At 71.2% G+C, this 26,891-nt stretch carries 21 protein-coding genes; 16 read left to right on the top strand and 5 right to left on the bottom strand.

The window, feature by feature from the left end; genetic code table 11:
- Window positions 1-297: 297 nt before the first annotated feature.
- Together nrdR and ACFWUY_RS23450 are read left to right on the top strand one after the other, a co-directional pair.
- On the top strand, window positions 298-807 hold the full coding sequence (nrdR, locus tag ACFWUY_RS23455; protein WP_384112105.1) for a transcriptional regulator NrdR: 510 nt from the start codon (window positions 298-300) through the stop codon (window positions 805-807).
- 172 nt (window positions 808-979) lie between these two features.
- Window positions 980-3,874 (top strand): vitamin B12-dependent ribonucleotide reductase, encoded by a 2,895-nt coding sequence (locus ACFWUY_RS23450; RefSeq protein ID WP_384112102.1) that lies wholly within the window; start codon window positions 980-982, stop codon window positions 3,872-3,874.
- A gap of 117 nt (window positions 3,875-3,991) precedes the next feature.
- On the opposite strand, the gene ACFWUY_RS23445 is transcribed toward ACFWUY_RS23450, so the two are convergent.
- The gene (locus ACFWUY_RS23445) at window positions 3,992-4,522 is read right to left on the bottom strand and encodes a TerD family protein (RefSeq protein ID WP_384112099.1); all 531 of its coding nucleotides are present in this window, start codon (window positions 4,520-4,522) and stop codon (window positions 3,992-3,994) included.
- A gap of 90 nt (window positions 4,523-4,612) precedes the next feature.
- Between ACFWUY_RS23445 and ACFWUY_RS23440 the strand changes: the two genes are divergently transcribed.
- Window positions 4,613-5,494, top strand: coding sequence for an arylamine N-acetyltransferase (locus ACFWUY_RS23440; RefSeq protein ID WP_384112258.1), 882 nt, complete (start codon window positions 4,613-4,615; stop codon window positions 5,492-5,494).
- A gap of 42 nt (window positions 5,495-5,536) precedes the next feature.
- The gene (locus ACFWUY_RS23435) at window positions 5,537-6,142 is read left to right on the top strand and encodes a YdbC family protein (RefSeq protein ID WP_384112096.1); all 606 of its coding nucleotides are present in this window, start codon (window positions 5,537-5,539) and stop codon (window positions 6,140-6,142) included.
- Between the two features lie 6 nt (window positions 6,143-6,148).
- On the opposite strand, the gene ACFWUY_RS23430 is transcribed toward ACFWUY_RS23435, so the two are convergent.
- Complete coding sequence (locus ACFWUY_RS23430; protein WP_384112256.1) at window positions 6,149-6,733, bottom strand: TetR/AcrR family transcriptional regulator; 585 nt, start codon at window positions 6,731-6,733, stop codon at window positions 6,149-6,151.
- 136 nt (window positions 6,734-6,869) lie between these two features.
- Here ACFWUY_RS23430 and ACFWUY_RS23425 point away from each other — a divergent pair, with 136 nt between their 5' ends.
- The 3 genes from ACFWUY_RS23425 to ACFWUY_RS23415 are packed head-to-tail and all read left to right on the top strand — an operon-like array spanning window position 6,870 to window position 10,093.
- Entirely contained in the window at window positions 6,870-8,480 is a 1,611-nt protein-coding gene (locus ACFWUY_RS23425; RefSeq protein ID WP_384112094.1) for an ABC-F family ATP-binding cassette domain-containing protein, read from the top strand.
- Window positions 8,481-8,513: 33 nt separating this feature from the next.
- Window positions 8,514-9,188 (top strand): histidine phosphatase family protein, encoded by a 675-nt coding sequence (locus tag ACFWUY_RS23420; RefSeq protein ID WP_384112091.1) that lies wholly within the window; start codon window positions 8,514-8,516, stop codon window positions 9,186-9,188.
- Window positions 9,185-10,093: an ADP-ribosylglycohydrolase family protein gene (locus tag ACFWUY_RS23415; RefSeq protein ID WP_384112086.1), complete on the top strand. Its 909-nt coding sequence runs from the start codon at window positions 9,185-9,187 to the stop codon at window positions 10,091-10,093. Before ACFWUY_RS23420 ends, ACFWUY_RS23415 begins: the two co-directional genes overlap by 4 nt.
- A 105-nt stretch (window positions 10,094-10,198) precedes the next feature.
- Here the strand turns inward: ACFWUY_RS23415 and ACFWUY_RS23410 are convergent, their stop codons facing one another.
- Complete coding sequence (locus ACFWUY_RS23410; RefSeq protein ID WP_384112080.1) at window positions 10,199-11,752, bottom strand: MFS transporter; 1,554 nt, start codon at window positions 11,750-11,752, stop codon at window positions 10,199-10,201.
- Between the two features lie 132 nt (window positions 11,753-11,884).
- On the opposite strand from ACFWUY_RS23410, the gene ACFWUY_RS23405 reads away from it, so the two are divergent.
- The 3 genes from ACFWUY_RS23405 to ACFWUY_RS23395 all read left to right on the top strand — a co-directional run bounded on the left by ACFWUY_RS23405 (window position 11,885) and on the right by ACFWUY_RS23395 (window position 14,066).
- Entirely contained in the window at window positions 11,885-12,502 is a 618-nt protein-coding gene (locus ACFWUY_RS23405; RefSeq protein WP_384112253.1) for a TetR/AcrR family transcriptional regulator, read from the top strand.
- 128 nt (window positions 12,503-12,630) lie between these two features.
- Window positions 12,631-13,341 carry a ribonuclease HII gene (locus ACFWUY_RS23400; RefSeq protein WP_384112075.1) on the top strand — a complete coding sequence of 237 codons (711 nt, stop codon included), beginning with the start codon at window positions 12,631-12,633 and terminating at the stop codon, window positions 13,339-13,341.
- Window positions 13,342-13,445: 104 nt separating this feature from the next.
- Entirely contained in the window at window positions 13,446-14,066 is a 621-nt protein-coding gene (locus ACFWUY_RS23395) for a hypothetical protein (protein WP_384112070.1), read from the top strand.
- 87 nt (window positions 14,067-14,153) lie between these two features.
- On the opposite strand, the gene ACFWUY_RS23390 is transcribed toward ACFWUY_RS23395, so the two are convergent.
- Together ACFWUY_RS23390 and ACFWUY_RS23385 are read right to left on the bottom strand one after the other, a co-directional pair.
- Window positions 14,154-14,783, bottom strand: coding sequence for a hypothetical protein (locus ACFWUY_RS23390; RefSeq protein ID WP_384112067.1), 630 nt, complete (start codon window positions 14,781-14,783; stop codon window positions 14,154-14,156).
- Between the two features lie 228 nt (window positions 14,784-15,011).
- Entirely contained in the window at window positions 15,012-17,195 is a 2,184-nt protein-coding gene (locus tag ACFWUY_RS23385) for a RecQ family ATP-dependent DNA helicase (RefSeq protein ID WP_384112064.1), read from the bottom strand.
- 141 nt (window positions 17,196-17,336) lie between these two features.
- Here ACFWUY_RS23385 and ACFWUY_RS23380 point away from each other — a divergent pair, with 141 nt between their 5' ends.
- The 6 genes from ACFWUY_RS23380 (at window position 17,337) to ACFWUY_RS23355 (ending at window position 26,748) form a co-directional block, all read left to right on the top strand.
- Entirely contained in the window at window positions 17,337-18,758 is a 1,422-nt protein-coding gene (locus ACFWUY_RS23380) for a DUF4192 domain-containing protein (protein ID WP_384112061.1), read from the top strand.
- Between the two features lie 115 nt (window positions 18,759-18,873).
- Window positions 18,874-20,946, top strand: a complete 2,073-nt coding sequence (locus tag ACFWUY_RS23375) for a glycogen debranching N-terminal domain-containing protein (RefSeq protein WP_384112059.1) — start codon at window positions 18,874-18,876, stop codon at window positions 20,944-20,946.
- Window positions 20,947-21,055: 109 nt separating this feature from the next.
- A complete protein-coding gene (locus ACFWUY_RS23370) occupies window positions 21,056-21,877 on the top strand; it encodes an NUDIX domain-containing protein (RefSeq protein WP_384112056.1) in 822 nt (273 codons plus the stop codon).
- A 123-nt stretch (window positions 21,878-22,000) separates the two neighbouring features.
- A complete protein-coding gene (locus tag ACFWUY_RS23365; RefSeq protein WP_384112051.1) occupies window positions 22,001-23,782 on the top strand; it encodes an ATP-binding cassette domain-containing protein in 1,782 nt (593 codons plus the stop codon).
- Window positions 23,783-23,942: 160 nt separating this feature from the next.
- Complete coding sequence (locus tag ACFWUY_RS23360; RefSeq protein WP_384112047.1) at window positions 23,943-24,830, top strand: FadR/GntR family transcriptional regulator; 888 nt, start codon at window positions 23,943-23,945, stop codon at window positions 24,828-24,830.
- Window positions 24,831-25,209: 379 nt separating this feature from the next.
- Window positions 25,210-26,748, top strand: a complete 1,539-nt coding sequence (locus ACFWUY_RS23355; RefSeq protein WP_384112043.1) for an RNA polymerase sigma factor — start codon at window positions 25,210-25,212, stop codon at window positions 26,746-26,748.
- Window positions 26,749-26,891 lie beyond the last annotated feature (143 nt).

The raw sequence follows: 26,891 nt of genomic DNA, 5'->3' as shown, positions 1-26,891 counted from the left end.
CGCTGTTCCGAATCGGGCGCTACGGTAGCCTTCGCCGCTGGGTCGCGGGCATTCGGTGCACCCTCCCAGTGTCGCACTCGGAGAGGTGGAATCCCCGGAGCGGGGGTGCCGCGACACGCGGAAGGTCCCGAAGTGCCCCTAACCCAAGATCTAGTGGTTGGATGGCACCGGCCACCCAGGGGTAGTGGTCCTCGGTCTCCCGGGGTGCCCACATCGCCTATGCTGGTGGTCGCTTCGCAGGGCCCTCTCGGGCCGGGCGAGGCTCACCAGTCGTGCCGTGGAGGAGGGTCGGAACCAATGCACTGCCCCTTCTGCAGGCACCCCGACAGCCGTGTCGTGGACAGTCGCACCACCGACGACGGGACGTCGATCCGGCGCCGTCGCCAGTGCCCCGACTGCTCCCGTCGTTTCACGACGGTGGAGACGTGCTCGCTCATGGTGGTGAAGCGCTCCGGTGTCACCGAACCCTTCAGTCGTACCAAGGTCATCTCCGGCGTACGCAAGGCATGCCAGGGGCGACCCGTCACCGAGGACGCCCTGGCCAAGCTCGGCCAGCGGGTCGAGGAGGCGGTGCGCGCCACCGGCAGCGCCGAGCTGACCACTCATGACGTGGGTCTGGCCATTCTCGGGCCGTTGCAGGAGCTCGACCTCGTCGCGTACCTGCGCTTCGCGTCCGTGTACAAGGCTTTCGACAGCCTCGAAGACTTCGAGGCCGCCATCGCGGAGCTCCGCGTGCGGCCTCCCGCTGAGAACCGCGGGACCGGTGTGACCCCTGAGGTCCCCGTTCCCGCCAGCGCCGCCGACTGACCGGCGGTCCGGGCCGACAGTGCCCGGCGGCCGGCCGCCGAGCGGCCTGGCAGACGTGCCCCGAGCGATCCCCCGTGACGCTTGTGGCAGCAGTACAGAACGACGTACAGAAGACGGTGCCCTGGGACTTTCTGGGCGCCAAAGTGTGTTTTGCCCGTATATGGGAGGCGGCATGACAGAGACGGCGAGCGGTCCGGCACGTGGTTCTCGTTCCAAGGGGACCAAGGCGGCGAGCAAGGGCCTGCGTATCGAGCGCATCCACACCACCCCCGGCGTGCATCCGTACGACGAGGTGGCCTGGGAGCGCCGTGACGTCGTCATGACCAATTGGCGCGACGGCTCGATCAACTTCGAGCAGCGTGGCGTCGAGTTCCCCGACTTCTGGTCGGTGAACGCGGTCAACATCGTCACCAGCAAGTACTTCCGCGGGGCCGTCGGCACCCCGCAGCGCGAGACCGGTCTCAAGCAGCTCATCGACCGGATCGTGAAGACGTACACGAAGGCCGGTGAGGAGTACGGCTACTTCTCCTCGCCCGCCGACGCCGAGATCTTCGAGCACGAGCTGGCCTACGCCCTCCTGCACCAGATCTTCAGCTTCAACTCGCCGGTCTGGTTCAACGTCGGCACGCCGCAGCCCCAGCAGGTCTCCGCCTGCTTCATCCTGTCCGTCGACGACTCCATGGAGTCCATCCTCGACTGGTACAAGGAAGAGGGCATGATCTTCAAGGGCGGCTCCGGCGCCGGCCTGAACCTCTCCCGCATCCGCTCCTCCAAGGAGCTGCTCTCCTCCGGCGGCAACGCCTCCGGCCCGGTCTCCTTCATGCGTGGCGCCGACGCCTCCGCAGGAACGATCAAGTCGGGCGGCGCGACCCGTCGCGCGGCCAAGATGGTCATCCTCGACGTCGACCACCCCGACATCGAGGACTTCATCGAGACCAAGGTCAAGGAGGAGGAGAAGATCCGCGCGCTGCGCGACGCGGGCTTCGACATGGACCTGGGCGGCGACGACATCACGTCCGTCCAGTACCAGAACGCCAACAACTCCGTCCGCGTGAACGACACGTTCATGAAGGCGGTCGAGGCCGGCGGGAAGTTCGGCCTCACCTCCCGCATGACCGGCGAGGTCATCGAGGAGGTCGACGCCAAGTCGCTCTTCCGCAAGATGGCCGAAGCCGCGTGGGCCTGCGCCGACCCGGGCATCCAGTACGACGACACGATCAACCACTGGCACACCTGCCCCGAGTCCGGCCGGATCAACGGCTCGAACCCGTGCAGCGAGTACATGCACCTGGACAACACGTCCTGCAACCTCGCCTCGCTGAACCTGATGAAGTTCCTCAAGGACGACGGCAAGGGCAACCAGTCCTTCGACGTCGAGCGCTTCGCCAAGGTCGTCGAGCTCGTCATCACCGCGATGGACATCTCCATCTGCTTCGCGGACTTCCCCACCCAGAAGATCGGCGAGAACACCCGCGCCTACCGCCAGCTCGGCATCGGCTACGCCAACCTCGGCGCCCTGCTGATGGCGACCGGCCACGCCTACGACTCCGACGGCGGCCGTGCCCTCGCCGGTGCCATCACCTCCCTGATGACCGGCACCTCGTACAAGCGCTCCGCCGAGCTCGCCGCCGTCGTCGGCGCGTACGACGGCTACGCCCGCAACGCCGAGCCGCACCAGCGCGTCATGCGCCAGCACGCCGACGAGAACACCAAGGCCGTCCGCGTGGACGACCTCGACTCGCCGATCTGGGCCGCCGCCACGGAGGCCTGGCAGGACGTGATCCGCCTCGGCGCCAAGAACGGCTTCCGCAACGCCCAGGCCTCGGTCATCGCCCCGACCGGCACCATCGGTCTCGCGATGTCCTGCGACACCACCGGCCTCGAGCCCGACCTCGCCCTGGTCAAGTTCAAGAAGCTCGTCGGCGGCGGTTCGATGCAGATCGTCAACGGCACCGTCCCGCAGGCCCTGCGCCGCCTGGGCTACCAGGAGGAGCAGATCGAGGCGATCGTCGCCCACATCGCCGAGCACGGCAATGTGATCGACGCCCCCGGTCTGAAGACCGAGCACTACGAGGTCTTCGACTGCGCCATGGGCGAGCGCTCCATCTCCGCGATGGGACACGTCCGCATGATGGCCGCCATCCAGCCGTGGATCTCGGGCGCCCTCTCCAAGACCGTGAACCTGCCGGAGACGGCCACGGTCGAGGACGTCGAGGAGGTCTACTTCGAGGCCTGGAAGATGGGCGTCAAGGCGCTCGCGATCTACCGCGACAACTGCAAGGTCGGCCAGCCCCTCTCCGCCAAGAAGAAGGAGGAGGAGAAGGTCGAGGTCACCGCGAAGACCGAGGCGACCATCCGTGAGGCCGTCGAGAAGGTCGTCGAGTACCGCCCGGTCCGCAAGCGCCTCCCCAAGGGCCGCCCGGGGATCACCACCTCCTTCACCGTCGGTGGCGCCGAGGGCTACATGACCGCCAACTCCTACCCGGACGACGGTCTCGGCGAGGTCTTCCTCAAGATGTCCAAGCAGGGTTCGACGCTCGCCGGCATGATGGACGCCTTCTCCATCGCCGTCTCCGTCGGCCTGCAGTACGGCGTCCCGCTCGAGACGTACGTCTCGAAGTTCACCAACATGCGCTTCGAGCCGGCCGGCATGACGGACGACCCGGACGTCCGGATGGCGCAGTCGATCGTCGACTACATCTTCCGCCGCCTGGCGCTGGACTTCCTGCCCTTCGAGACCCGCTCCGCCCTCGGCATCCACTCGGCCGAGGAGCGCCAGCGTCACCTCGACACCGGCTCGTACGAGCAGTCCGACGAGGAAGAGGTCGACGTCGAGGGCCTGGCCCAGTCGGCCCCCCGCGCCCAGGAGTTGAAGGCCGTCGCGCCCCCGGCCCCGAAGGCGGAGGTCCCGGCCCCGAAGCAGGCCCACACCTCGGCGGAGCTCGTCGAGATGCAGCTCGGCATCAGCGCCGACGCCCCGCTCTGCTTCTCCTGCGGCACCAAGATGCAGCGCGCCGGCTCCTGCTACATCTGCGAGGGCTGCGGCTCTACCAGCGGCTGCAGCTGACATCCGGCGGGGGCACGCCGGACCATGAGGTCCGGCGTGCCCCCGCAGGGGCGGCTGACCAGCGCCTTGCACAGGGGACCGGCCTCGGGGCCGGTCCCCTGTGTCGTGTCCGGGTCTTCAGCGGCGGGCGGAGCCCAGCAGGGAGGCGAAGGCCTGCGGGTCGGCGTCGAAGCCGTGGCTGACCGGGTGGTACGTCCAGTTCTCGACGCCGTCGCGGGTGAACTCCACGACCGTCGCCGACAGGGCGTCCGGCACGTCCGCGAAGTCGTGGACCAGCAAGTCCGTGTAGCCCTCGCGGACCCGTATGCCCGCGTTCGCTATGTCGCCGAAGGCCAGCCGCCCACCACCCTGTTGTATGGCGACGCCCACCACCACACGCGTGTACCGCGGCGCCAGCCGGTCCAGTTCCAGGGTCATGGCCTCGTCGTAGCCGAAACCCTGGCCCGTACGGCTGTCGCGGTGCAGCGTGATCGTGCCGTCGGGGGAGCGACTGCCGAAGTGCACCAGATGGACCGGCGCTCCGTGCGGGTCGTCGGCCGCGAAGACACCGGCCACGATGTCCAGGTCGTGGGCCGGTGCGCCGGTCGGGGCGGGGTCCCACCTGAGCGTCACCTCGACCTTGCTCACCCCTTTGTTGAGTCCGCTCATGGCGCTTCCCCTCTCCGCGTACGCCCCCGCGCACGCCTCGCGTCGTACCGTCGACCTGCTCGAAAGCCCGTGGTCGTGGGCCGATCACTCATGGTGTCATGGGGCTCGGACAGTGGACCGCGGGTTGAGGGGGAGAGCGGTTTGTGGAGCGGTGACGAGCTGGATCTCGACGCATATCTGGCTCGAATCGGATACGAGAGAGAACGGGACGGGGAACTCACTCCCGGTCTCAGAGTTTTGAAAGCCCTTCACCGGGCCCATGTCGGGGCCGTGCCCTTCGAGAACCTCGACGTCGTCCTCGGGAGGCCCGTGCCCCTGGACCTGAAGAGCCTTCAGGGCAAACTCGTCGCGAGGCGCAGGGGAGGCTACTGCTACGAGCAGAACTCCCTGTTCGCCGCGGTTCTCGAACGGATCGGCTTCGAGGTGGCCGGTCGCGGGGCCCGCAACCGGTCGCGGGGCACGGTCCTGCCACCGGTCACGCACGCGCTTCTCGTCGTCGCGATCGAGGGCGAACAGTGGCTCGCGGACGTCGGGTTCGGCTGGCAGGGGCCGCTGGAGCCGGTGCCCCTGCGGGACGGGGCCCGGGTCGAGCAGAGCGGCTGGACGTTCGGGGTCCGTGTCGAGGACGAGGGCATCCATGTGCTGCGTTCCCTGCGGCCGCGGGGCTGGACCGACCTGTACGCCTTCTCTCCGCAGACCCTCTATCCCGGCGACTTCACCGTCATGAACCACTACAGCTCCAGCCATCCTCAGTCGCGTTTCCTCGGCCAGGTCGTGGCCCAGCGGCCCGGTGCGGACGTGCGCAAGGCACTGGTGCGCGAGACGCTGTCGGTGGTGCGGACGGACGGCGTCACCGAGGAACGCGTCGTCACCGCAGCCGAGTTGACCGCGACTCTGGAAGGCGAATTCGGGATCGAACTGGACGACGAGGAGCGCGCCGGCCTGGAGCGAGCGCACCCGGCGGGAGTCTGACGGGGTCTGCCGGGGCGGTCGTCGGCCCCGTACGATGGCGCGGTGCTGGTCAAGTGGATTCGCTGCACCGTGGTGGACCGTCGAGGGTTCGAGCGGGGACAGCGGAAATGGGCGGGGCTGCTCGGTGAGCCGGGATTCCGGGGACAGGGCGGCGGGTGGAGCCGGGCTCGGCCGGATGTCGCCCATGTCTTCGCGTTCTGGGAGAGCCGGGCTTTCTACGACTCGTTCATGGCGCGCTCCCACGACCGTCTGGCGACCTCGCAGGTGGGCACGTTCAAGGACGCCCAGGTCAAGCTGTTCGACCACCGCTTCGACGTGAAGACGGGTTTCGAGCCGCGGTTCTCCGACGCCGACGTGGCGCGGGTGGCGCACTGCCGTGTCCACGAGGACCGGGCCGAGCACTTCGCGCTCATGCAGGAGAAGGTGTGGAACCCGGCGATGGCCGGGTCTCCCGGCATGCTGAGGGGCCTGTTCGGGGAGGCGCCCGGCAGCGAGTTCCTGGTGCTCTCCATGTGGCAGTCCGCGGCGGAACACGGAAAGTACCGGGTGGAGCGCATCGAGCGGCTCGGACTGCGGGCCAGGACCGCGGCCGATGTGGCGGCCCTGGCCGGGGACGTGGTGCAGCTCGAACCGGCGTGGACGGTCTGAGAAGGGTTACGCCGGAACGAACGCGCCCGCGTCGACGCCCGCGAGTACCGCTCGCGCCGTCTGGTCCGCGAGCGCGCCGTCGATCGGCTCCCGGGTGACGAAGAGCCGGAGGAACAGCGGCCCCGAGATCGCCCGGACGACGGCCCCCGCGTCAGTACCCCGCGGCGCCTCCCCGCGGGCGACGGCCCGATCGACGACGGCCTCGCAGCGCCGGAAGCGTTCGGCGTAGAAGTCGTGGAGCGCCTCGGCGGCCCGTGACGACTGGAAGGCGGCGCCGACGAACGCGGTCGGGGCGGCCGCATCCGTGTGATCGCCGAAGGCGTCGACGACCTCGTGCGCGAGCGCGCTCAGGTCCCCGGAGAGGCTGCCGGTGTCCGGAGGCGTCCAGGCGTCCTCGCCGGCCAGGTCGAGCGCGTCGGCGAGGAGCCCTTCGACGCTGCCCCAACGGCGGTAGAGCGTGGTCTTGTGGACGCCCGAGTGCTCCGCCACGTACTCCACGGTGAGCGCCGGGTAGCCGTGCTCGGACAGACCCGTCAGGACGGCGTCGCGGACGGCGGCCCGGGTACGGGCGGTGCGGCCGCCGGGACGCATGCTGCCCGGCGCGGGGGCGGGGCGGCCCTCGATCGACTCGTTCAATTGCTACTCCCGTTGCGTTAGGGCTACGAGTGTGCCACACTCCCTCTAACGCAATCGGTGTTGCGTTTGACTGTCGCTCCTGGAGGCGCCCTTGCCGACTCAGATCTCTTTGCAGGATGTCGTCGTCACCCGTGGGGAACGACTGCTCCTCGACCAGGCCTCACTCTCCGTGCGCCCCGGGGAGCGGATCGGGATCGTGGGAGAGAACGGCGCCGGGAAGTCGACCCTGTTACGCCTCCTCGGCGGAGCAGAACAGCCCGACGGAGGCAGAGTCGTCACCTTCGCCGAAGGCGGTGTGCGGATGCTCGCGCAGCTCCCCGAACTACCTCCCAGGGCCACTGTCGGCGATGCGATCGACGCCGCGCTCGCCGAGCTCCGCGCCATCGAGCGGCGACTGCGCGCACTCGAAACCGGCCTCGGTACCGCGGACGAGGCGGAACCCGACGCGTACGGCGAGCTCCTCACCGCCTATGAGCTGCGGGGCGGGTACGAGGCGGACGCCAGGGTCGACAAGGCCCTGTACGGACTCGGTCTCGCCCGCACCGGACGCGAGCGACGGCTCGGCGGCCTCTCGGGCGGCGAGCGGGCCCGGCTCGGCATCGCCTGCGCGGTCGCCGCCGGCCCCGAGGTGCTCCTGCTCGACGAACCGACCAACCACCTCGACGCGCAGGCGCTCGACTGGCTCGAGGGCGCCCTCCTCGCGCATCGCGGCACCGTTGTCGCGGTCTCTCACGACCGGACCTTCCTGGAGCGGGTGGCCACCGCGATCGTGGAAGTGGACTCCGATCGGCGTGCGCTCGTGCGCTACGGCGACGGGTACGCCGGCTACCGCGTAGCACGCGAGGCGGCCCGACGGCGCTGGGAGGAGGCGTACGAGGAATGGTGCGAGGAGGCGGCACGGCTTGAGGCGTACGCGTCGACCACGGCACGGGGGGTGGCGCCGGGAAGGGAGATGAGGGACAACAACAAGATGGCGTTCGACCGGGCGGCGGGACGTGTCCAGGCCTCCGTCTCCGGACGCGTCCGCAACGCCCGGGAGCGACTGAGACGGCTTCGGGAGGAGCCCGTGCCCCAGCCGCCCCAGCCCCTCTCCTTCACCGCCCGGCCACTCGCCGGCGCTGCCGAGGGGGCACTCGTCACTCTGACCGGCGTCCGGGTCGCGGACCACCTCGCCGTCGACACGCTGACCGTCGGTGCGGGAGAGCGGCTGCTCGTCCACGGCGGCAACGGCGCGGGGAAGTCCACGCTGCTGCGGGTCATGGCGGGGGTCGTCCACCCTGACGCCGGGGAGGTCCGGAGGATCGGACGGATCGGATACCTGGCACAGGACGTCACCGTCCGGCGCCCGCAGGAACGGCTGCTGACCTGCTTCGGCCGCGGGCTTGCCCTTCCCGAGGACGAGCGGGCCGAATTGCTCCTGTCGTACGGGTTGTTCCGCCCGGCCGACCTTCGTGTGCCGGTCGGTGGGCTCTCCGCGGGCCAGCTCCGTCGGCTGGCGCTCGCCCGGCTGCTCGCGCGGCCGGCCGACCTCCTTCTGCTGGACGAGCCGGGCAACCACCTGGCCCTCGGCCTCGTCGAGGAGCTGGAGGAGGCCCTGGAGCAGTGGCGGGGAGCCCTCGTGGTGGTCTCGCACGACCGTGCGCTGCGTCGCCGCTTCACCGGACGCGTACGCCGGATGGACTCCGGGCACCTCCTCGGCTGAGCCCGCCGGAGACCGGCGTTCTAGGGTCGGGGTATGGCACGACCGCGGCGCATCGTTCTCGTTCGGCACGGAGAGTCCGAGGGCAATGTCGATGACACGGTGTACGAACGGGAACCCGACCACGCGCTGCGGCTCACCGCCACCGGGTGGCGGCAGGCGGAGGAGACGGGAGAGCGGCTGCGGGAACTCTTCGGGGAGGAGGCGGTCAGTGTCTACGTCTCGCCCTACCGTCGCACGCACGAGACCCTCCGCGCCTTCCGGTTCCCCCCGGAGCAGGTCCGGGTGCGGGAGGAGCCACGCCTTCGGGAGCAGGACTGGGGCAACTGGCAGGAGCGGGAGGACGTACGCCTCCAGAAGGCCTACCGGGACGCGTACGGGCACTTCTTCTACCGCTTCGCCCAGGGGGAGTCGGGGGCGGACGTCTACGACCGCGTCGGGGCGTTCCTGGAGAGCCTGTACCGAAGCTTCGAGGCGCCCGACCATCCGCCCAACGTCCTGCTGGTCACCCACGGACTGACCATGCGCCTGTTCTGCATGCGCTGGTTCCACTGGACGGTCGCGGACTTCGAGTCGCTCTCCAATCCCGGCAACGCCGAGACGCGCGTCCTCCTGCTCGGCGAGGACGGAAGATACCGCCTTGACCGGCCGTTCGAACGCTGGCGTACCCCGGAACCGTACGGCCATACGGATAGAGTGGCAGACCGATGACCGCTGACTCCTCATTCGACCGGCGCTTCGACCGCGCCCTGGCCAGCCTGCGCGGGCTGTCCGTGGGAGACGCCCTGGGCTCCCAGTTCTTCGTACCCGCCAACTATCCCCTGCTGAAGCGGCGCGAGCTGCCCGACGGCCCCTGGCAGTGGACCGACGACACCGAGATGGCCTGCTCCGTCCTGGCCGTCCTCGCCCGCCACGAGCGGATCGACCAGGACGCCCTGGCCATGTCCTTCGCCCAGCACCACGATTTCGACCGGGGCTACGGTCCGGCCGTCAACCGGATGCTCCGACTCATCCGGGAAGGCGGCGACTGGCGGGAGCTGGCCGCCGCGCTCTTCCAGGGGCAGGGGTCCTGGGGCAACGGCGCCGCGATGCGGATCGCCCCGCTCGGAGCCTGGTACGCGGATGACCCGGAGCAGGCCACGCACCAGGCCGAGATCTCCGCGTACACCACCCACCAGCACCGTGAGGCCGTGGTGGGCGCCATGGCTGTCGCTGCCGCCGCCGCGCTGGCCGCCGGCCCCGCGGGCCCGCCCACTCCCGAGCAGCTGCTCGACGGGGTCATCGCCCTCGTGCCGCGCAGTGCGGTCGGGGCAGGACTGCGCCGGGCCCGCGACATGCTGGACTACGGCGACGCGGGTACGGTCGCCGCGGTGCTCGGCAGCGGCCGACGGACGAGTGCACACGACACGGTTCCGTTCGCCCTCTGGTCGGCCGCGCGCGGTCTCGGCGACTTCGAGCAGGTTTTCTGGACGACCGCGCAGGTCGGCGGCGACGTCGACACGACCTGCGCCATCGCAGGGGGCGTGGTGGCCGCCGCGGCGGCCGGTTCGCCCCCTGTCGAGTGGTTGCGGCAGACGGAGGCCCTTCCGGAGTGGGTCCCGGTCACGGGGGCCTGAAACGACACGGCGTCCCCTGAGCCCTGCCCGGGGCTCGGGGGACATCGGTGTTCTCGGGCGATCGGTGTTCTCGGGCGACCGGGATTTTTCAGGCGACCGGCGTTCTCAGGCGACCGGCCCGGCGGCCTCCGCGCGGCCACTGAGCGCTTCCAGATCGCTCTTGCGGACCCGGATCACCAGGACGGCCGTCACCAGCGCGATCAGCACCATCGCGACGGCCGCCGTGAAGGCCGAGGCGATGCCCGAGGTCAGCACCTCGTGACCCCAGGGTGCCGGCAGTTCCTTCGTCTTCAACGCCTCGGCCTGCTGCTCGGGCGTCGCGGCCCGGAGGAAGCTCGGCATTTGCTTCTCGCCCTCTTCACGGCTGGCCGTGCCGAAGACCGTGACGAGGATGGACAGGCCGAGCGAGCCGCCCACCTGCTGGGTGGCGTTGAGCAGGCCCGATGCGGCGCCCGCCTCGTGCTGGGCCACGCCGGAGACGGCCGTGAGCGTGAGTGTCACGAAGTTGAGGCCCATACCGAAGCCGAACAGGGCCATGGGTCCCAGGACACCGCTCGCGTAGCTGCTGTCCGAGCTGATGAAGGTCAGCCAGAGGAGACCGGCGCCCGTGATCGCCGAACCGCTCACCATGAACGGCTTGGGGCCGAGGGTCGGCAGCAGCCGCTGGGCGAGCCCCGCGCCGATGATGATCGCGACCGTCACCGGAAGGAAGGCGAGGCCGGACTGGATCGGGCTGTACCCGAGGACGTCCTGGACCCACAGCACGATGAAGAAGAACATGCCGAACATGGCGGCCGACAAGCTGAGCATGATGACGTACGTGCCCGAACGGTTGCGATCCGCGAACATCCGGAGCGGGGTGATCGGCTCCTTGGCACGGGACTCCACGAGCGCGAAGGCCACGAGGAGGATCACCGCCGAGACGAAGGAACCGATGGTCAGAGCGTCCTCCCAGCCCTTCTCGGACGCCCGGATGAACCCGTAGACCAGCGCGGCCATGCCGAGTGTCGAGGTCGTGGCGCCCGCGATGTCGAACCGGCCGGGGTGACGCTCGGACTCCGCGATGTACCGAGGGGTCACGAAGACGATCAGCAGGCCGATCGGCACGTTGACGAAGAGTACCCACCGCCAGTCGAGCCACTCCGTGAGCATGCCGCCGGCGAGCAGGCCGATGGCGCTGCCACCGGCGGAGACGGCGGCGAACACGCCGAACGCCCGGTTGCGCTCCGGCCCTTCGGGGAAGGTCGTGGTGATCAGCGCGAGAGAGGTGGGTGAGGCGATGGCGCCGCCCACGCCCTGGAGCGCCCGCGCGGCGAGCAGGTGCCAGGGTTCCTGGGCGAAGCCTCCGAGCAACGAGGCGAAGGTGAAGAGCAGAATGCCGGCCATGAAGACCCGGCGGCGCCCCAGGATGTCCCCCGCGCGTCCGCCGAGGAGCAGCAGACCGCCGAAGGTCAGGGTGTAGGCGCTGAGCACCCACGACAGGTCGGTGGTCGAGAAGGAGAGCGCGTCCTGGATGTGCGGCAGCGCGATGTTCACGATGGTGGCGTCGAGGACGACCATCAGCTGGCAGGCGGCGATGACGGTCAAGGCGATACCCGGCCGTCCTCCGGCGCGTGCAGGTTCGTCCTTGGTCTGTGTGTCCACCGGAGAAGTTGTCACTATGGATCCCCCACGGAAGAATTAGTGAACGCAACCGTTCACTGTTCAGCACGGTAGTGAGTCCCCCTCAAGGAACGCAACCGTTCACTGAGCACCGCCGACGACATGTATCGCCTCAACGGAGAGATCCTGATGGTTACTTCGCGCTCCGCGGCCGCCGCTCGGCCGGGAGGGGCGTCGCTGCGACGCCGCGGCCCCGTCCTGGAACGGGCCATTCTGGAGGCGACGCTCGAGCAACTGGGAAGCGTCGGCTGGAACGGCCTGACGATGGAGGGTGTCGCGGTCGGCGCGCAGACGGGTAAAGCCGCGGTGTACCGGCGCTGGCCGTCGAAGGAAGACCTCGTCGCGGACGCGCTCCGGGCCGGACTGCCGACGCTCGACGAGGCGCCGGACCTCGGTGGTGTGCGCGAGGACCTGTACGAGCTGTGTCTGCGGGTCCGGGACGTCATGTACTCCAAGCCCGGCTTCGCCCTGCGTGCCGTGCTTCACGAATGCGACGCCGAGTCCGCCGAGCGGTTCCACGGCTTGATCGTCACGGGAGTGGTCGAGCCCTCGGCTCGACTCTTCAGGGCTGTGCTGCACAAAGGAATCGTGCGTGGTGAGGTGCGGGCCGACGCCATCGACGACCTGGTGCTCGACGTCATCCCTGCCATGATGATGTATCGCTCGAAGGTGTGCGCGAGCGAATGGACGGACCGCGAGATCGCCGACCTGATCGACCGGATCATGGTGCCGCTGCTACGCGTCTGACGCGGGCGAGGCAACCTCCGAGGGGCGGCTCGAACGGGCCCCGAGGCCCCGGAACGAAGGCCCCTCGGGCTTCCGAGAGGAATCCGGGTATCGCGGGCGGCGCCAGGCGGCGTAACCTGTCAGGCGCCATGCCGTACGAACCACCCACCCACACCGTCGAGCGATCGCTCCGAGCCATCACCGGCGCCAAGGTCGTCGCCGGAGTCGACGAGGTCGGACGCGGAGCGTGGGCCGGCCCCGTCACGGTGTGCGCGGCCGTCACCGGCCTGCGCCGGGCGCCCGAAGGACTCACCGACTCCAAGCTGCTCACCCTCAAGCGCCGTACCGCGCTCGCCGCGGTGCTGGAGAAGTGGGTCACCGCGTACGCGCTCGGCGACGCCACTCCGCAGGAGATCGACGAGCTCGGCATGACCGCGGCACTGCGACTCGCCGCGGTCCGGGCCCTCGAAGGCCTCCCCGTTCGGCCCGACGCGGTGATCCTCGACGGCAAGCACGACTACCTCGGCAGCCCCTGGCAGGTCCGCACGGTGATCAAGGGCGACCAGTCCTGCATCGCCGTGGCCGCCGCCTCCGTCATCGCCAAGGTCCGGAGGGACGCCGTCATGGCGGAGCTGCGGAACGGGGCGCAGGAGTACGCGGCGTATGCCTTCGAGGCCAACGCGGGCTACCCTTCGCCGGTCCACAAAGCGGCGCTCGAAGAGCTGGGGCCCACCCCTCACCACCGTCTCTCCTGGTCGTACCTGGACGCGATGCCCAGGTGGCGCCACCTCAAAAAGGTCCGCCTCTCCGCCGAGGCGGCCGCGTTGGAGAGCGGGGGCCAACTCGGCTTCGACTTCTGAACTTCCGGTCGTGGGACCCCGTCGAAGGGCCTCCGTACGACCGGGTGCACATGTGTGCCCACCCGCCGGTGCCTCGCGCAGCGGCGTTTGATAGACATCCACCCATGCCTCTCATCCCCGAGGAGCCTCAGATTCACGAGAGCGCCCAGGGTCCCCGCGCCACCGCGTCGACCCCCCGTCCCGTACCCGGCCCGCGTTCCGCAGCCTCTCCGAGGCCCGGACGCCCCGTCCCCGGACCGGCCAGGCCCGCGCCGCCGGCGCCCCGCCCGCACCCCGGTGCCGGGCCGTCCCCGTCTCCCACTCCGGAGAACCTTTCCGACCGGCGATCCACGCCGCAGCTCCAGCTGATCCCGGCCACCGTCGACGGCGCACTCGACGCCGCCGAAGAGGCCCTGGACCTGCTCCTGGAGAGTGGGCGGGCACCCGGCGAGATCCTCGTGCTCACCACCGGCGACCCGCATCCGTGGACCACGCACGAGCTGTCCTTCGGTGAGGCCGCCTACTGGGGCCAGCAGGACGCCGGTGACGACGTGTTCTTCGCGCACGCCACCGCCGTGGAACGAGCGACCGTCCGACCCGTGGTGATCGTCGCCGTCAACGGCGGGGACGACGAGTCGACCGCCAAGGCCCTGCCGTCGGCGATGGCCCGCGCGAGCGCGCTGCTCGTCGTCTGCGGTGACCCGCAGCGCGTCACGGCGCTCCTCGGAGCGGGCGCCGGAGTCTGACCGCCCCCTCCGCCGGACCGGACCCTCCGGCCGACCATCCTCCGTCGGCCTGGTCCGGGCCGGCGGAGGTCGACGTCGTCCACGCGATCAGCGCGCGGCCGCCCTGCGCAGGGGCTCGGTCGCGCCGCTCGCGGTTCTCGGCGTGAGCCGACCGAGCTCGGCCGGCCCGTCACCGAGTGGCAGCGGGGGTGATTCGGAGCCCGGACGGCGGCCGCCCCGGCCCTCACCGAGCACCTGCCAGCCCCCGCGGGTCAGCGTGATGTACGCGCCGCAGCGAAGCCCGTGCAGCGTGCAGGCGTCCCGGAGCCCCCACATCCAGGCTCCGTCCTCCTCCGTCCAGCGCTCGTCGCCCTCACGGCAGTACAGCAGGACCGCGGTTCGTACGGGCGAGCGCCTGCGCAGGTCGTGCGGAATGACCCGCCGCAGATGCGCAAGCAGCGCGTTGCGGAACTCCCAGCCGTCCGCCGGCGAGGGGCGCCGAACGAACGAGGCGCTGGCGGCGAGCCGCTCCTCGTGGTCGAGCACCGCCAGCACGGCCATCGAGGGCGCGGGCGTGTGACGGGAGTGCAGGCCGCTGACGACCTCACGCGGATTGCGCAGCAGCGGGATGCCCGCAGCCGACCACTCGGCAGGTTCGAGTATCCGGGCGAGGCGGCTGGCGGACTCGGACGACGATCTGAGCGAGGTGGCTGTGGGCGGAGCGAATCCGAGGGTCACGGTCCTCCCTTCGGATACGCGCCCGCGAGGCGGGCAAGGTCGGGTGAGGGCGCACCACGGCACAGTCCTTCCGGACCGCTGACGGGCCGTGCGAGGCGGTTTCCCAATTCTTGCTGGCCCGTGCGCGAGCGGCAACGAGCAATTGAGGCAGCTGACGGGAATGAGTTGGTATGCCACTCATATCCCTGCCCAGTTGCCCATTGTTCACTCCCCGTTTCCCCTCCTGTTTCACCCCTGGACGGCAAGCACCAGCGGAAACACCCCTTCCGCTCCGGCCCGCCGCAGCAGCCGCGCCGCCACCGCCAACGTCCAGCCGCTGTCCGAGAGATCGTCCACCAGGAGGACCGGCCCGCCGGCGGTGGCCAGCCGCCCGCCCAGCTCGGCGGAAACCGTCAGGGACCGCTGCAACCCGACCACCCGCTGGGCGCTGTTGGTCCGGGACAGCCGCAGCTCCTCCGGCTCGGGCGCGTACTCCACCGCACCGAGCAAGGGCATCCTGCCGATCTCGGCGATGCGCTCCCCGAGCGATCCCACCAGGCGCGGCCTGCGACGGGAGGCGACCGTGACGACCCCGGCGGGCCGGGCCGGCGCGTCCGGCGCCCCGGAGGCCCAACCACCGGGTCCCTTGGCCCAGTCGGCGAGCACGTGCACCACCGCCTGCACGACATCGTCCGGCACGGGTCCGTCCGAAGCGGTGTCGGCCAGCAGCGGACGCAGCCGGTTGCCCCAGCCGATGTCCGAGAGTCGCCCCAGGGCCCGGCCGCCGAACGCCTGCTCGCCGGGCGGGATACGGCCCTTCAGGTCGACCCCGACCGCGGCGAGGCCCGTCGGCCACATCTTGCGCGGCTCCACCTCCACGCCCGGTCGCCCCAATTCGCCCTTGGCGGCATCCAGGGCCGCGTCCGACACCTTCGGGTCGAAGCGGCTCCCCGCGCAGTTGTCACAGCGACCGCACGGAGCGGCCTCCTCGTCGTCCAGTTGGCGCCGTAGGAACTCCATCCGGCATCCGGGCGCCGCCGCGTAGTCGCGCATCGCCTGCTGCTCGGCCGCCCGCTGACGCGCCACCCACGCGTACCGCTCGGTGTCGTACGTCCAGGGCCGGCCCGTGCTCTCCCAGCCCCCCTTCACCCGTCGCACCGCACCGTCCACGTCAAGGACCTTGAGCATCGTCTCCAGGCGTGTCCTGCGCAGCTCCACCAAGGGTTCCAGAGCGGGCAGGGACAACGGCCGGCCGGCCTGCGCGAGCACATCGATCGTGCGCCGCACCTGCTCCTCCGGCGGGAAGGCCACCGAGGCGAAATATCGCCAGATCGCCTCGTCCTCCTGCCCGGGAAGCAGCAGCACCTCCGCGTGCTCCACGCCTCGCCCGGCCCGGCCGACCTGCTGGTAGTACGCGATCGGGGAGGAAGGCGACCCGAGATGCACCACGAATCCCAGATCCGGCTTGTCGAAGCCCATGCCGAGGGCCGACGTCGCCACCAGAGCCTTGACCCGGTTGGCCTGCAGATCGTCCTCGGCCTGCTGCCGGTCGGCGTTCTCCGTCCGGCCCGTGTACGACGAGACCGTGTGCCCGCACTGGCGCAGATAGGCCGTGACCTCGTCCGCCGCGGCGACCGTCAGCGTGTAGATGATGCCGGAACCGGGCAGTTCGCCGAGGTGATCGGCCAGCCAGGCCAGCCGGTGGGCGGCGTCGGGCAGTCTGACCACGCCCAGGCTCAGGCTTTCCCGGTCCAGAGGCCCCCGCAGAACGAGAGCGTCCGTGCCGGCGCCCGTGCCGAGCTGCTCGGCCACGTCCGCGGTCACCCTGGCGTTCGCCGTCGCCGTGGTGGCGAGCACCGGGACCCCGGACGGCAGGTCGGCCAGCATCGTGCGCAACCTGCGGTAGTCGGGCCGGAAATCGTGCCCCCAGTCCGAGATGCAGTGCGCCTCGTCGACCACGAGCAGACCGGTGGCGGCCGCGAGCCGGGGGAGGACCTGGTCGCGGAAGTCGGGATTGTTGAGCCGCTCGGGGCTCACCAGGAGCACGTCCACCTCACCGGCGGACACCTCCTCCTGGACGGTGTCCCACTCCTCCGTGTTCGAGGAGTTGATCGTCCGGGCACGGATGCCCGCCCGAGCCGCCGCCTCCACCTGGTTGCGCATCAGCGCGAGCAGCGGGGAGACGATCACGGTCGGGCCGCTTCCGCGCTCACGGAGCAGCGAGGTCGCCACGAAGTACACCGCCGACTTTCCCCACCCGGTCCGCTGCACCACCAGGGCCCGGCGCCGGTCGGCGACCAGCGCCTCGATGGCCCGCCACTGGTCCTCGCGCAGTCTCGCCTCGCCCGTCGGGTCCGAGACGAGACGGGCGAGCACGGCATCGGCGGCGGTCCGGAGAGCGGCGCGGTCTTCCAGGGGATCTGCGTGGGTCATGCCTCCATGCAACCCGATGCCTCGGACATCGCGCGAATGAGCGACCGAACCTGTGGACAACTCGACAACCGACGAACACCCCGATCCAGGAGTTATCCACAGGGGTTTCGGATTTCGGGAGATCACGAGACCGTCCTGACCATGAACGCGAATCACCACGAAACCAGCGGACCTTCCCGTACCCAGCAGATCACCCTGCGAGGCCCGGCGGAACTGGCCGACGCCCTGCCGTTCATGCTGGGCTTCCACCCCACCGACTCCGTCGTCCTGGTCGCCCTCCACGGCGAGCGAGGCCGCTTCGGCGGCCGGGTCAGGCTCGGTATTCCGCGCGCGCCACACGAATGGGCGTCCACCGCTGGGCACCTCGCCGAATGCCTCGTCGACGGAGGCAGGAACAGCACTCGACCGGACGGAATCGTCGTCTTCCTCTGCCAGGACCCCCCGGCAGGCGAGACGGGCCGTCGGGTCATGGAACGGCTGCGCCCCTTCGCCCAGCACCTGCGTACCGCCTGCGGCGCCCTCGACATCCCCGTCTACGAGGCGCTCTGCATCTCCGACGGCCTCTACTTCTCCTACTGCTGTCCGGACGCGCGCTGCTGTCCGCCCGACGGCACCCCGCTCGCGCTCAGTGGCACATCGGTGATGGCGGCCGCCGCGGCCTACGCCGGAGTCCAGGTACGGGGCTCCCTGCGGGACATGGAAGGCCGGCTCAAGCCGTCCGGCGGCCCCGGGGAGGAGCAGCAGCGCTCGGCACTCGACGCGACCGCCGCCGCGATCGTCCCCCGGATCCTCGAAGGCGCCCAAGGCGGCGGGAGGGAAGAGGTGCGCGAGACGACGCTGCGACTCGCCCGCGAGGTCCTCCGCAGGTTCGTCAACCCGAAGCGCCCGAGCCAGGAGAGCCCGACCGGCCCGACGGACCGGACGGGGCAGGCGCAGGTGGGAAGGGCCGTCCTCGGAACGGCCGAGAGCGACGCGGCCGATGACGCCCTCGTCGGGACCGACGAAGCGGCCGCGCTGATCCTCGGCCTCCAGGATCGGGTCACCCGGGACCGCGCCGCCGAATGGATGGAGGGCTGGGAGGGCACAGCTGCCCTGCGACTCTGGCGCGTCCTCGCCCGGCGCTGTGTCAGCCCCTATCAGGAACACGCCGCCGCGCCCCTCACCCTCGCGGGCTGGGTGGCCTGGTCCACCGGGGACGAGCCGACCGCCCGGGTCGCCCTCGGGCTCGCACTCGACGCCGATCCCGAGTACGTGTTCGCCCGACTGCTGCACCAGGCGTGCAACGAAGGACTGGACCCCGAGTCGCTCCGCTCCTGCCTGCGGAGCGAGCGGGACACCCGAGCCGCCTCGGCACAGTCCGCTCCCGCCGCCTCCCGGCGGGCCGGGACGCGCACGACCCGCCCGCAGGGCGCCCGGCAGACCCTCCGCAAGCCCGGTCGTCAGGCCGGTGGAGGGGAGCGCCGCTCGACGGCCGGAGTCCGGCCCGGCGGACCCGCCACGGGGCGGCCGGGGAGCGGAGCCCCGAGGCACGGCGGACAGCGCGGTACCCGGAGTGACCGATGACGACCGTGACCCGGCCACCCACACGCGCGTTCAGCTCTCTGGCGGAGTCGTCCGAGCCGTCCCGCCGACACCTCGCCGGCCGCCCGGTTCGCACAGAGAGCACCCCGTATCCGCCATGGCCCTCAGCCCAGCTCCGGCCCCCGGCCGCCCCACCGGGCCCCCGACCGGTCACTCATCCGGACGCCCGTCCGGCACCGGCGCCGCTCCTCTCCGCGGGGCGCGTCCCGCGGAGCTTCCCTCGGTGCACGGCGCGCTCCTCTGCGTGGCCCTGCCCGCCCTCGCCGTCTGCGCCGAGCACGGGCAGCTCACCGGCGAAGGACCCGAGGGCGTGTACGCGGCGGGGCGGCGGCTTCTCTCCCGCTGCGTCCTCCGTGTTGCGGGGCGCGAGCCCGTCCCCCTCCAGGGCCGCATGGCCGCCGCCGACCGGGCGGTCTTCCTCGGCGTCCTACGCGTGCCGGGAGACATGGGGCCCGATCCCGGCCTCACTGTCGAACGCACCCGGAGCGCCGACGGAACCGAAAGGATCACCCTGCGCAGCGCCGTCGCCCGCCCCCTCCGGCTCCCCGTGGAAATCGCTCTGGGCACGGATCTCGCGGACCTGGGAGCGGTGGCGTCCGGCCGGCCCGGACCCGAGCTCACCGCGAGCGTCCACGGCACCGGCCTCCGCTGGACCGGTGACGGGCGGGCCGTCGCCGTCACGGCGGACCCGGCGCCCATGGACTCCCTGGCGGCGGCCGGGGTACTCCGCTGGGAGGCCGACGTGGCGCCCGGAGGTTCCTTCACGGTCCAGCTGCGCGTACGCGACGAATCCTCCACCCGCCCTGCCTCCTCCTCGGGTGCGGGCACCGGGCGGCCCGGCGGTCACCTGCTCACCGACGCCCGGGCCGAGGGCGACGACCCACGGCCGGGGGAACTGCTGCGCGCATCCGTCGAGGACCTGCGGGCCCTGCTCCAGCGCGATCCCGCCCACCCCGCGGACGTCCACCTCGCGGCCGGCGTCCCCTGGCGCTGCGGACCGGCCACCGCCGAGGCGCTCTGGGCGGCCCGCATGGCCCTTCCCCTCGGCACCCGACTCGCCACCACCACTCTGCGCGCCCTCGGCCGCACCCAACTCTCCGGCACCGGAGCCGAGTCCGGTCGCATCCCAGGACCTCTCAGGGACGCGGGCCCGCACCTGCCGCCCCGCTGCACGGGTATCGAGGCCACCCTTGCCTTTCCGGTCGTTCTCGCCGAGGCCCGCCGCTGGGGGCTGCCGGCGACGGACCTGGAGGAGCTGCTTCCCGTCGCGGAACGCTGCCTGGCCTGGCTGTGCCGGGCGACCGAAGGGAACGGCCTCGTACCGGACCCGGGGCCCGCCGGACCCTGGCGGACCGAGACGCAGGCGCACGCGCACCGCGCGGCCCTGCTCGGCGCGGATCTGCTCGACGCCTGCGGGAGAACCGGGGGAGACCCACTGCGCGAAGCGGCACGCACCCTGCGCGAGCGCTTCCGGCGGGAGTTCTGGCTCGACGACCGGGCGGGGGGCCGCCCCGCCGTCGGCCGCACGCCGGACGGCCGGAGCATGCCCCACCTGGGCGGCTGGGCCGCGCACCTGCTCGACACCGGGCTGCTCGGCGGCGGCCGCTACGCACAGGGCCTGCTGGACAGGACGGATACCGAACAGCTGGCGAGGCTGCTCGGCACCCCGGCCCTGGACTCCGGCTGGGGGCTGCGCAGCCTGGGTACCAAGGAGCCGGGACACAATCCCTTCGGCCACCGGGCGGGCGCGGTACGGGTCCACGAGACGGCGGTCGCCGTGGCCGGGCTCGCTGCCGCCGGTCACGAGAAGGAGGCCGCCTCCCTGCTGCGTGGGCTGCTCGACGCGTCGGAGGCCTTCACCTACCGGCTGCCCGAGATGTACGCGGGGGAACAGCGCACGGCGGGTGGACGCCCGGTGCCGCACCCGGCCGCGTGCCGCCCGGCGGCCGTCGCGGCCGCCGGAGCCGTCCACGCCCTGATGGCCCTCGCCGGGATCCGGCCCGACGCACCGGGCCGCTCCGTGTCGACGCACCCCCTGCGGTCGGCCCCGCTGGGAGCCATCCGGTTCTCGGGGCTCGTGGTCGCGGGCGAGCCGTTCTCGGTACGGGTCGGCAGGCTCGGTCTCGGTATGGTCGAAGAGGCCGCAGAGGGCCTTCAACTGGGGGTGTGACGGGATGCCGGGCACAGACACGAGGGAAGCTTCGCGGCACGGCGAGGAAGTCGTCGCGGATGCCCCCGAGGGGCGTGTTTATCGTCAGGAAGACGACTATGATCGCGGCATGCCTCCCTACGACCCGTCGGCCTTTCCGCCTTTCGCCGTCACCGTCGATCTGGTCGTGCTCACCGTGCGCCGCCATGCGCTCTGCACCTTGGTCGTACGGCGGGGAGAAGAGCCGTACCAGGGACGTTGGGCGCTGCCCGGCGGCTTCGTGCGCGCGGAGGAGGACCTGGGTGCCGCGGCAGCGCGCGAGCTGGTCGAGGAGACCGGCCTCTGCGCCCACGATCCGGCCGCGCCACCGCCCGTGCCGAGCAACGGCGCGCACCTGGAGCAACTGGCGACCTACGGGGCGCCCGACCGTGATCCGCGGATGCGGGTGGTCAGCGTCGCGCACCTGGCGCTGGCCCCGGACCTTCCCGCGCCGAGGGCCGGCGGCGACGCGAACAGCGCCCGCTGGGCTCCTGTCGAGGAACTGCTCGGCGAGCACGTGATCGCCGGGACGGTCGCGGGTGCGGAGGCGGCCGGAGCGCCCGACGAGGCCGGGAGCGGCGAGAAGGAGGGGGGCCCGGAGGCGCTCGCCTTCGATCACGCGCGGATCCTGGCCGACGGCGTGGAGCGGGCCCGCTCCAAGATCGAGTACTCCTCCCTGGCCACGGCCTTCTGCCCGCCCGAGTTCACGGTCGGAGAGCTGCGGCGCGTCTACGAGGCCGTCTGGGGCGTGTCCCTGGACCCGCGCAACTTCCACCGGAAGGTGACCGGCACGCCCGGCTTCCTGGTCCCGGCCGGGGGCACCACGACCCGTCAGGGCGGGCGCCCCGCCCAGCTCTTCAGGGCAGGTGGGGCCACTCTCCTCAACCCGCCGATGCTGCGGCCCGAGGTCTGACGGGCCGGTGCAACCGGCACCCCCGGGGCGGCAGTCCTGCATCGAAAGTCCGAAATGTAGCGTTATCTTGCTGCGGTAGCGCCGCCCTGCCGCGGAGCGGTGTCACCTACCGCGAGAGAAGCGATGCTCCAGGCAATCGGACTGACCAGCACACCCCGCCGTGATCGCCCGCCCGCCGTGGACGATCTGACCTTCGATGCCCGGCCGGGTGCCGTGACCGCTCTCCTCGGCTCCTCCGGCTCCGGCAAGACCACCGCGCTCCGGCTCATGCTCGAACTCGAGCCGGGCCGTGGGATCACCTACTTCCGGGGCCGGCCGCTGCACCGCATCGCCCACCCTCCGCGCGAGGTCGGCGTGCTCCTCGGTGACATCCCCGGGCACCCCTCCCGCACGCTCCGAGGCCAGTTGCGGATGCTCTGCGCGGCCACGGGGGTCCCCGCCTCGCGGGCCGACGAACTGACGCGAGCCGTGGGCCTCACAGGACTGGAGCGCCGGAGGATCGGCACCCTTCCGGTCGGAGCGGACCGGCGACTCGGCCTCGCGTCCGCCCTGTTGGGTGCGCCCCACACCCTGCTGCTCGACGAGCCGGGCGCCGGCCTCTCCGTATCCGAGAGCGCGTGGCTGTATCAACTGCTGCGTGCGCACGCGGCCGACGGGGGAACCGTGCTCTACGCCACGGGGGACCCGAAGGACGCGGCCCGCAACGCCGACCGGGTCGTCACGATCGACGGCGGGCGGCTCGTGGCCGACCAGGACGTCGCCGAGTTCGCCCGTACCCGGCTGCGTCCACGGGTCGTCGTCCGTACCCCCCAGGCGGCGAGGCTCGCCGCGGTCGTGACCCAGGAGGCCAGAGCCGCGCGCCGCCCGGTCGAGGTGGTCGCCGAGGACGGCAATCGCCTGTCCGTCTACGGAAGCGACTGCGCGGCCGTCGGGGACACGGCGTTCCGGCACGGTGTGCCGATCCACCGACTCGCCGCCGAGACCGGTGACACCGGTCCCGTGCCGTGGGCCGCGGCGGGGGGCGTGCCGGGGGAGCAGGTGCCCGGTGAGGCGTCCACCGAGGTGGAACCGCCGCCCGTCGCCGTGGCGCGGGACGCCTCGGACGAGGAGTCCGGCGGTGCCCGCAGGCCGGTCCGGTCGCCCCTGCGTCCGCTGCGGTACGAGATCCATCGGCTCCTGGGCGTGCCGTCCACCCCGCTCGTCGTGGCGGCGGTCCTGCTCGGTTCGGTGACGCTCGCCCTGCTCCTCGGGCGGGGCGGCCGCGCCGCGCTGCCCGCCGTCCTGGCCGGCTGGCCGGCGATCTCCCCGCTGCCGCCCGCGGCCCTCGGGGCCGGACTCCTCGGCGCCTTCTCCTTCGGCGAGGAGTACCGCTACCCCGCGCTCACCACGGGCCGCGGTGCCGTGCCCCGCAGGCCGGGCCTGTTGCTGGCGAAGCTCGCCGTGGCGGCGGGCGTCGCCCTCGTGCTCGGCGCGGTCGTCGCGGTGGCGGATCTACAGGTCCTCAGGTTCGTCTACGGCGCCGAGTTGATCACCGTACCGAAGAACTGGCCGACACTCTGCGCCAGTTGGTTGGGGCTGCTGGTCGGCTGTGCCTGGGCGGGGGTGCTCGGCGCCGGGGTGTTCCGCGCCGCGGCGGCCGGTGTGGCGGCGGTCCTCGCGGTGCCGGTCGCCCTCGTTCCGCTGCTGCAGAAGGTGCTGACGGGGCCGTCGGTGCGGTCGGCCGCCGGACTTCCCGGGCGGTTGCGCGAGTTCGCCGGTCCGCAGTGGTCTCCGGCGGTGGACCGCTGGCTGACCGGGGGGCTCCGGGTGCTCGGACAGCCGGCGGGGGTGGCGCTCTCGCTGACGTTGACCGCGTTGCTCTGCGCCTATGTGTTCACCGGCCTTCGACGTAAGGCCCGTTGGTGATCACTTCCGGACTGGAACCTTCCGGTCTGCTGTCAACTCCCTTGAGATGCATCCCGTATGTCCGATAAATCGTCAATTGCGCAGGGGGTGCCGATCACCCTTTCGTGTGCTTTTCACCAAAGACCTCAAGGGGCGCGGAGGCAACGCCGACAAAGGATGCGTGAGTACCCTTGCGCACACCATGATGACCGCCGCCCGTTCCGTCGACTCCGGCCTCGGCGCCCCGGGCGATCTCGACCGCTATCCCTACACGGAGGCGCCCGCCGCCGGTCGTGTGGGTCCGTCCTCCTGGGAGGGAGTGGACACCGACCTGGGCCGCGTCGGCCGCAGGAGCGCCGGCAACCGGGGCCGCGGGTTGCACGGGCAGCTCGTCCAGCAGCTCGGCCAGATGATCGTCTCCGGCGACCTCGGGGCCGACCGCCCGCTCGTCCCCGAAGAGATCGGCCAGCGGTTCGAGGTCTCGCGCACCGTCGTGCGCGAGTCGCTGCGCGTCCTTGAGGCGAAGGGGCTGGTCAGCGCCCGCCCGAACGTCGGTACGCGCGTCAGGCCCGTCAGCGACTGGAACCTCCTCGACCCCGACATCATCGAGTGGCGCGCCTTCGGCCCGCAGCGCGACGACCAGCGTCGCGAGCTGAACGAGCTCCGCTGGACCATCGAGCCCCTGGCCGCTCGCCTCGCCGCCGGACACGGCCGGGAGGACGTCCAGCAGCGTCTCGCCGACATGGTCGAGATCATGGGCCACGCGTTCGCCCAGGGGGACGGCATCACCTTCTCCCGGGCCGACACCGAGTTCCACTCGCTCCTCATCCAGCTCGCGGGAAACCGGATGCTGGAGCACCTCTCCGGCATCGTCGCCGCCGCGCTCCAGGTGTCCGGAGGCCCCGTCACGGGCTGCGACCGCCCGAGCGAGGCCTGCCTCTCGCACCACGCCCGGATCGCGGACGCGCTCGCGGCGGGGGACGCGCTGGGCGCCGAGACGGCCATGCGGCAGCTGCTCATGGTCCACCCCGAGGTGGAGCGCGTCGTTCCCGCCCCCCGCGAACACTGACCCGCGGGCCGTGGTCGGGAGCGCGGAGGCGTGGGAATCGGCTGCCGCCGGGTCCGGGCGGCATCCGGGACGTCCGACAGGGATTCCCCGGGTGGCGCCGGGGTTCCGGCGGGGCGGATGTACCCTTACCTGTCCCTCTGAGCCGGTTTGTCGCACATGAGGTGTGACTCGGGCCACGAAGATTGGGCGTAACACTCCTCCGAGCCGTGCGATGACCTAAGAGGTGACAGCCGAGGAAGGAATACAGCAGCCGACGGAGGCGCTGTGCAGTTCCCCGGTCCAGCCCGCGCCGTCGGCACATTCCCCGTCGACGGTCGTCGGCTCCAGTCCGATCCAGGGCGGGGCCGGAAGCCGTTTCCATCGTTCCGAGAGGTTGTTCGTGTCGGCCAGCACATCCCGTACGCTCCCGCCGGAGATCGCCGAGTCCGAGTCTGTGATGGCGCTCATCGAGCGGGGAAAGGCTGATGGGCAGATCGCCGGCGATGACGTGCGTCGGGCCTTCGAGGCTGACCAGATTCCGCCAACCCAGTGGAAGAATGTTCTGCGCAGCCTCAATCAGATCCTCGAGGAAGAGGGTGTGACGCTGATGGTCAGTGCAGCGGAGTCGCCGAAGCGCGCCCGTAAGAGCGTCGCAGCGAAGAGCCCGGTCAAGCGCACCGCCACCAAGACCGTCACCGCCAGGACGACCGTGACGAAGCCCAGCGTCACGGCTGCCGCGGCAGAGGGCGCCGAACCGGCCGACGAGGCCGGATCCGTCGCCAAGAAGGCGGCAGCGAAGAAGACCGTCGCCAAGAAGGCGGTGGCCAAGAAGGCCGTCGCCAAGAAGACGGCGGCCAAGAAGTCCACGTCCAAGAAGGACGCCGACGAACTCGTCGAGGGCGAAGAGCTGCTCGAGGACGTCGCGCCCGGCAAGGGCGAGGAAGAGGAGACCGAGGGCGAGAGCAAGGGCTTCGTCCTGTCCGACGAGGACGAGGACGACGCTCCGGCGCAGCAGGTCGCCGTCGCCGGTGCCACCGCGGACCCGGTCAAGGACTACCTGAAGCAGATCGGCAAGGTCCCGCTGCTCAACGCCGAGCAGGAGGTCGAGCTCGCCAAGCGCATCGAGGCCGGCCTGTTCGCCGAGGACAAGCTCGCGAACTCGGACAAGCTCGCGCCGAAGCTCAAGCGCGAGCTGGAGATCATCGCCGAGGACGGTCGCCGGGCCAAGAACCACCTCCTGGAGGCCAACCTCCGCCTGGTGGTCTCCCTGGCCAAGCGCTACACCGGCCGTGGCATGCTCTTCCTGGACCTGATCCAGGAGGGCAACCTCGGTCTGATCCGCGCCGTCGAGAAGTTCGACTACACCAAGGGCTACAAGTTCTCCACGTACGCCACCTGGTGGATCCGGCAGGCGATCACCCGCGCCATGGCCGACCAGGCCCGCACCATCCGTATCCCGGTGCACATGGTCGAGGTCATCAACAAGCTCGCGCGCGTCCAGCGCCAGATGCTCCAGGACCTGGGCCGTGAGCCCACCCCGGAGGAGCTGGCCAAGGAGCTCGACATGACCCCCGAGAAGGTCATCGAGGTCCAGAAGTACGGCCGTGAGCCGATCTCCCTCCACACCCCGCTGGGTGAGGACGGCGACAGCGAGTTCGGCGACCTGATCGAGGACTCCGAGGCGGTCGTCCCGGCCGATGCGGTGAGCTTCACGCTCCTCCAGGAGCAGCTGCACTCCGTCCTCGACACGCTGTCCGAGCGCGAGGCGGGCGTCGTCTCGATGCGCTTCGGTCTCACCGACGGTCAGCCGAAGACGCTGGACGAGATCGGCAAGGTCTACGGCGTGACCCGTGAGCGGATCCGTCAGATCGAGTCGAAGACGATGTCGAAGCTGCGTCACCCGTCGCGTTCGCAGGTACTGCGCGACTACCTCGACTGATCCGTACGCGTCACGGACGCGAGGCACGGAGCGATAGACGGAAGGGCCCGGTTCCCCGAGAGGGAGCCGGGCCCTCCGGCTGTTCGGGGGTGCACGGCGCGTGTGCGTGCTGGACGCTGGGTGAACCGACATCACCGGAGAGT

Source organism: Streptomyces sp. NPDC058664 (assembly GCF_042716635.1).
Classification (GTDB): domain Bacteria; phylum Actinomycetota; class Actinomycetes; order Streptomycetales; family Streptomycetaceae; genus Streptomyces.
This window is presented reverse-complemented; position numbering and strand designations above follow the sequence as displayed.

What these genes read in the sequence shown, in the direction of transcription:
- nrdR (WP_384112105.1), top strand. Translation starts at nt 298, where the DNA reads ATGCACTGCCCCTTCTGCAGGCACCCCGACAGCCGTGTCGTGGACAGT.
- ACFWUY_RS23450 (WP_384112102.1), top strand. Translation starts at nt 980, where the DNA reads ATGACAGAGACGGCGAGCGGTCCGGCACGTGGTTCTCGTTCCAAGGGG.
- ACFWUY_RS23445 (WP_384112099.1), bottom strand. Translation starts at nt 4,522, where the DNA reads ATGAGCGGACTCAACAAAGGGGTGAGCAAGGTCGAGGTGACGCTCAGG.
- ACFWUY_RS23440 (WP_384112258.1), top strand. Translation starts at nt 4,613, where the DNA reads ATGGTGTCATGGGGCTCGGACAGTGGACCGCGGGTTGAGGGGGAGAGC.
- ACFWUY_RS23430 (WP_384112256.1), bottom strand. Translation starts at nt 6,733, where the DNA reads ATGCGTCCCGGCGGCCGCACCGCCCGTACCCGGGCCGCCGTCCGCGAC.
- ACFWUY_RS23420 (WP_384112091.1), top strand. Translation starts at nt 8,514, where the DNA reads ATGGCACGACCGCGGCGCATCGTTCTCGTTCGGCACGGAGAGTCCGAG.
- ACFWUY_RS23415 (WP_384112086.1), top strand. Translation starts at nt 9,185, where the DNA reads ATGACCGCTGACTCCTCATTCGACCGGCGCTTCGACCGCGCCCTGGCC.
- ACFWUY_RS23405 (WP_384112253.1), top strand. Translation starts at nt 11,885, where the DNA reads ATGGTTACTTCGCGCTCCGCGGCCGCCGCTCGGCCGGGAGGGGCGTCG.
- ACFWUY_RS23400 (WP_384112075.1), top strand. Translation starts at nt 12,631, where the DNA reads ATGCCGTACGAACCACCCACCCACACCGTCGAGCGATCGCTCCGAGCC.
- ACFWUY_RS23395 (WP_384112070.1), top strand. Translation starts at nt 13,446, where the DNA reads ATGCCTCTCATCCCCGAGGAGCCTCAGATTCACGAGAGCGCCCAGGGT.
- ACFWUY_RS23385 (WP_384112064.1), bottom strand. Translation starts at nt 17,195, where the DNA reads ATGACCCACGCAGATCCCCTGGAAGACCGCGCCGCTCTCCGGACCGCC.
- ACFWUY_RS23380 (WP_384112061.1), top strand. Translation starts at nt 17,337, where the DNA reads ATGAACGCGAATCACCACGAAACCAGCGGACCTTCCCGTACCCAGCAG.
- ACFWUY_RS23375 (WP_384112059.1), top strand. Translation starts at nt 18,874, where the DNA reads ATGGCCCTCAGCCCAGCTCCGGCCCCCGGCCGCCCCACCGGGCCCCCG.
- ACFWUY_RS23370 (WP_384112056.1), top strand. Translation starts at nt 21,056, where the DNA reads ATGCCTCCCTACGACCCGTCGGCCTTTCCGCCTTTCGCCGTCACCGTC.
- ACFWUY_RS23365 (WP_384112051.1), top strand. Translation starts at nt 22,001, where the DNA reads ATGCTCCAGGCAATCGGACTGACCAGCACACCCCGCCGTGATCGCCCG.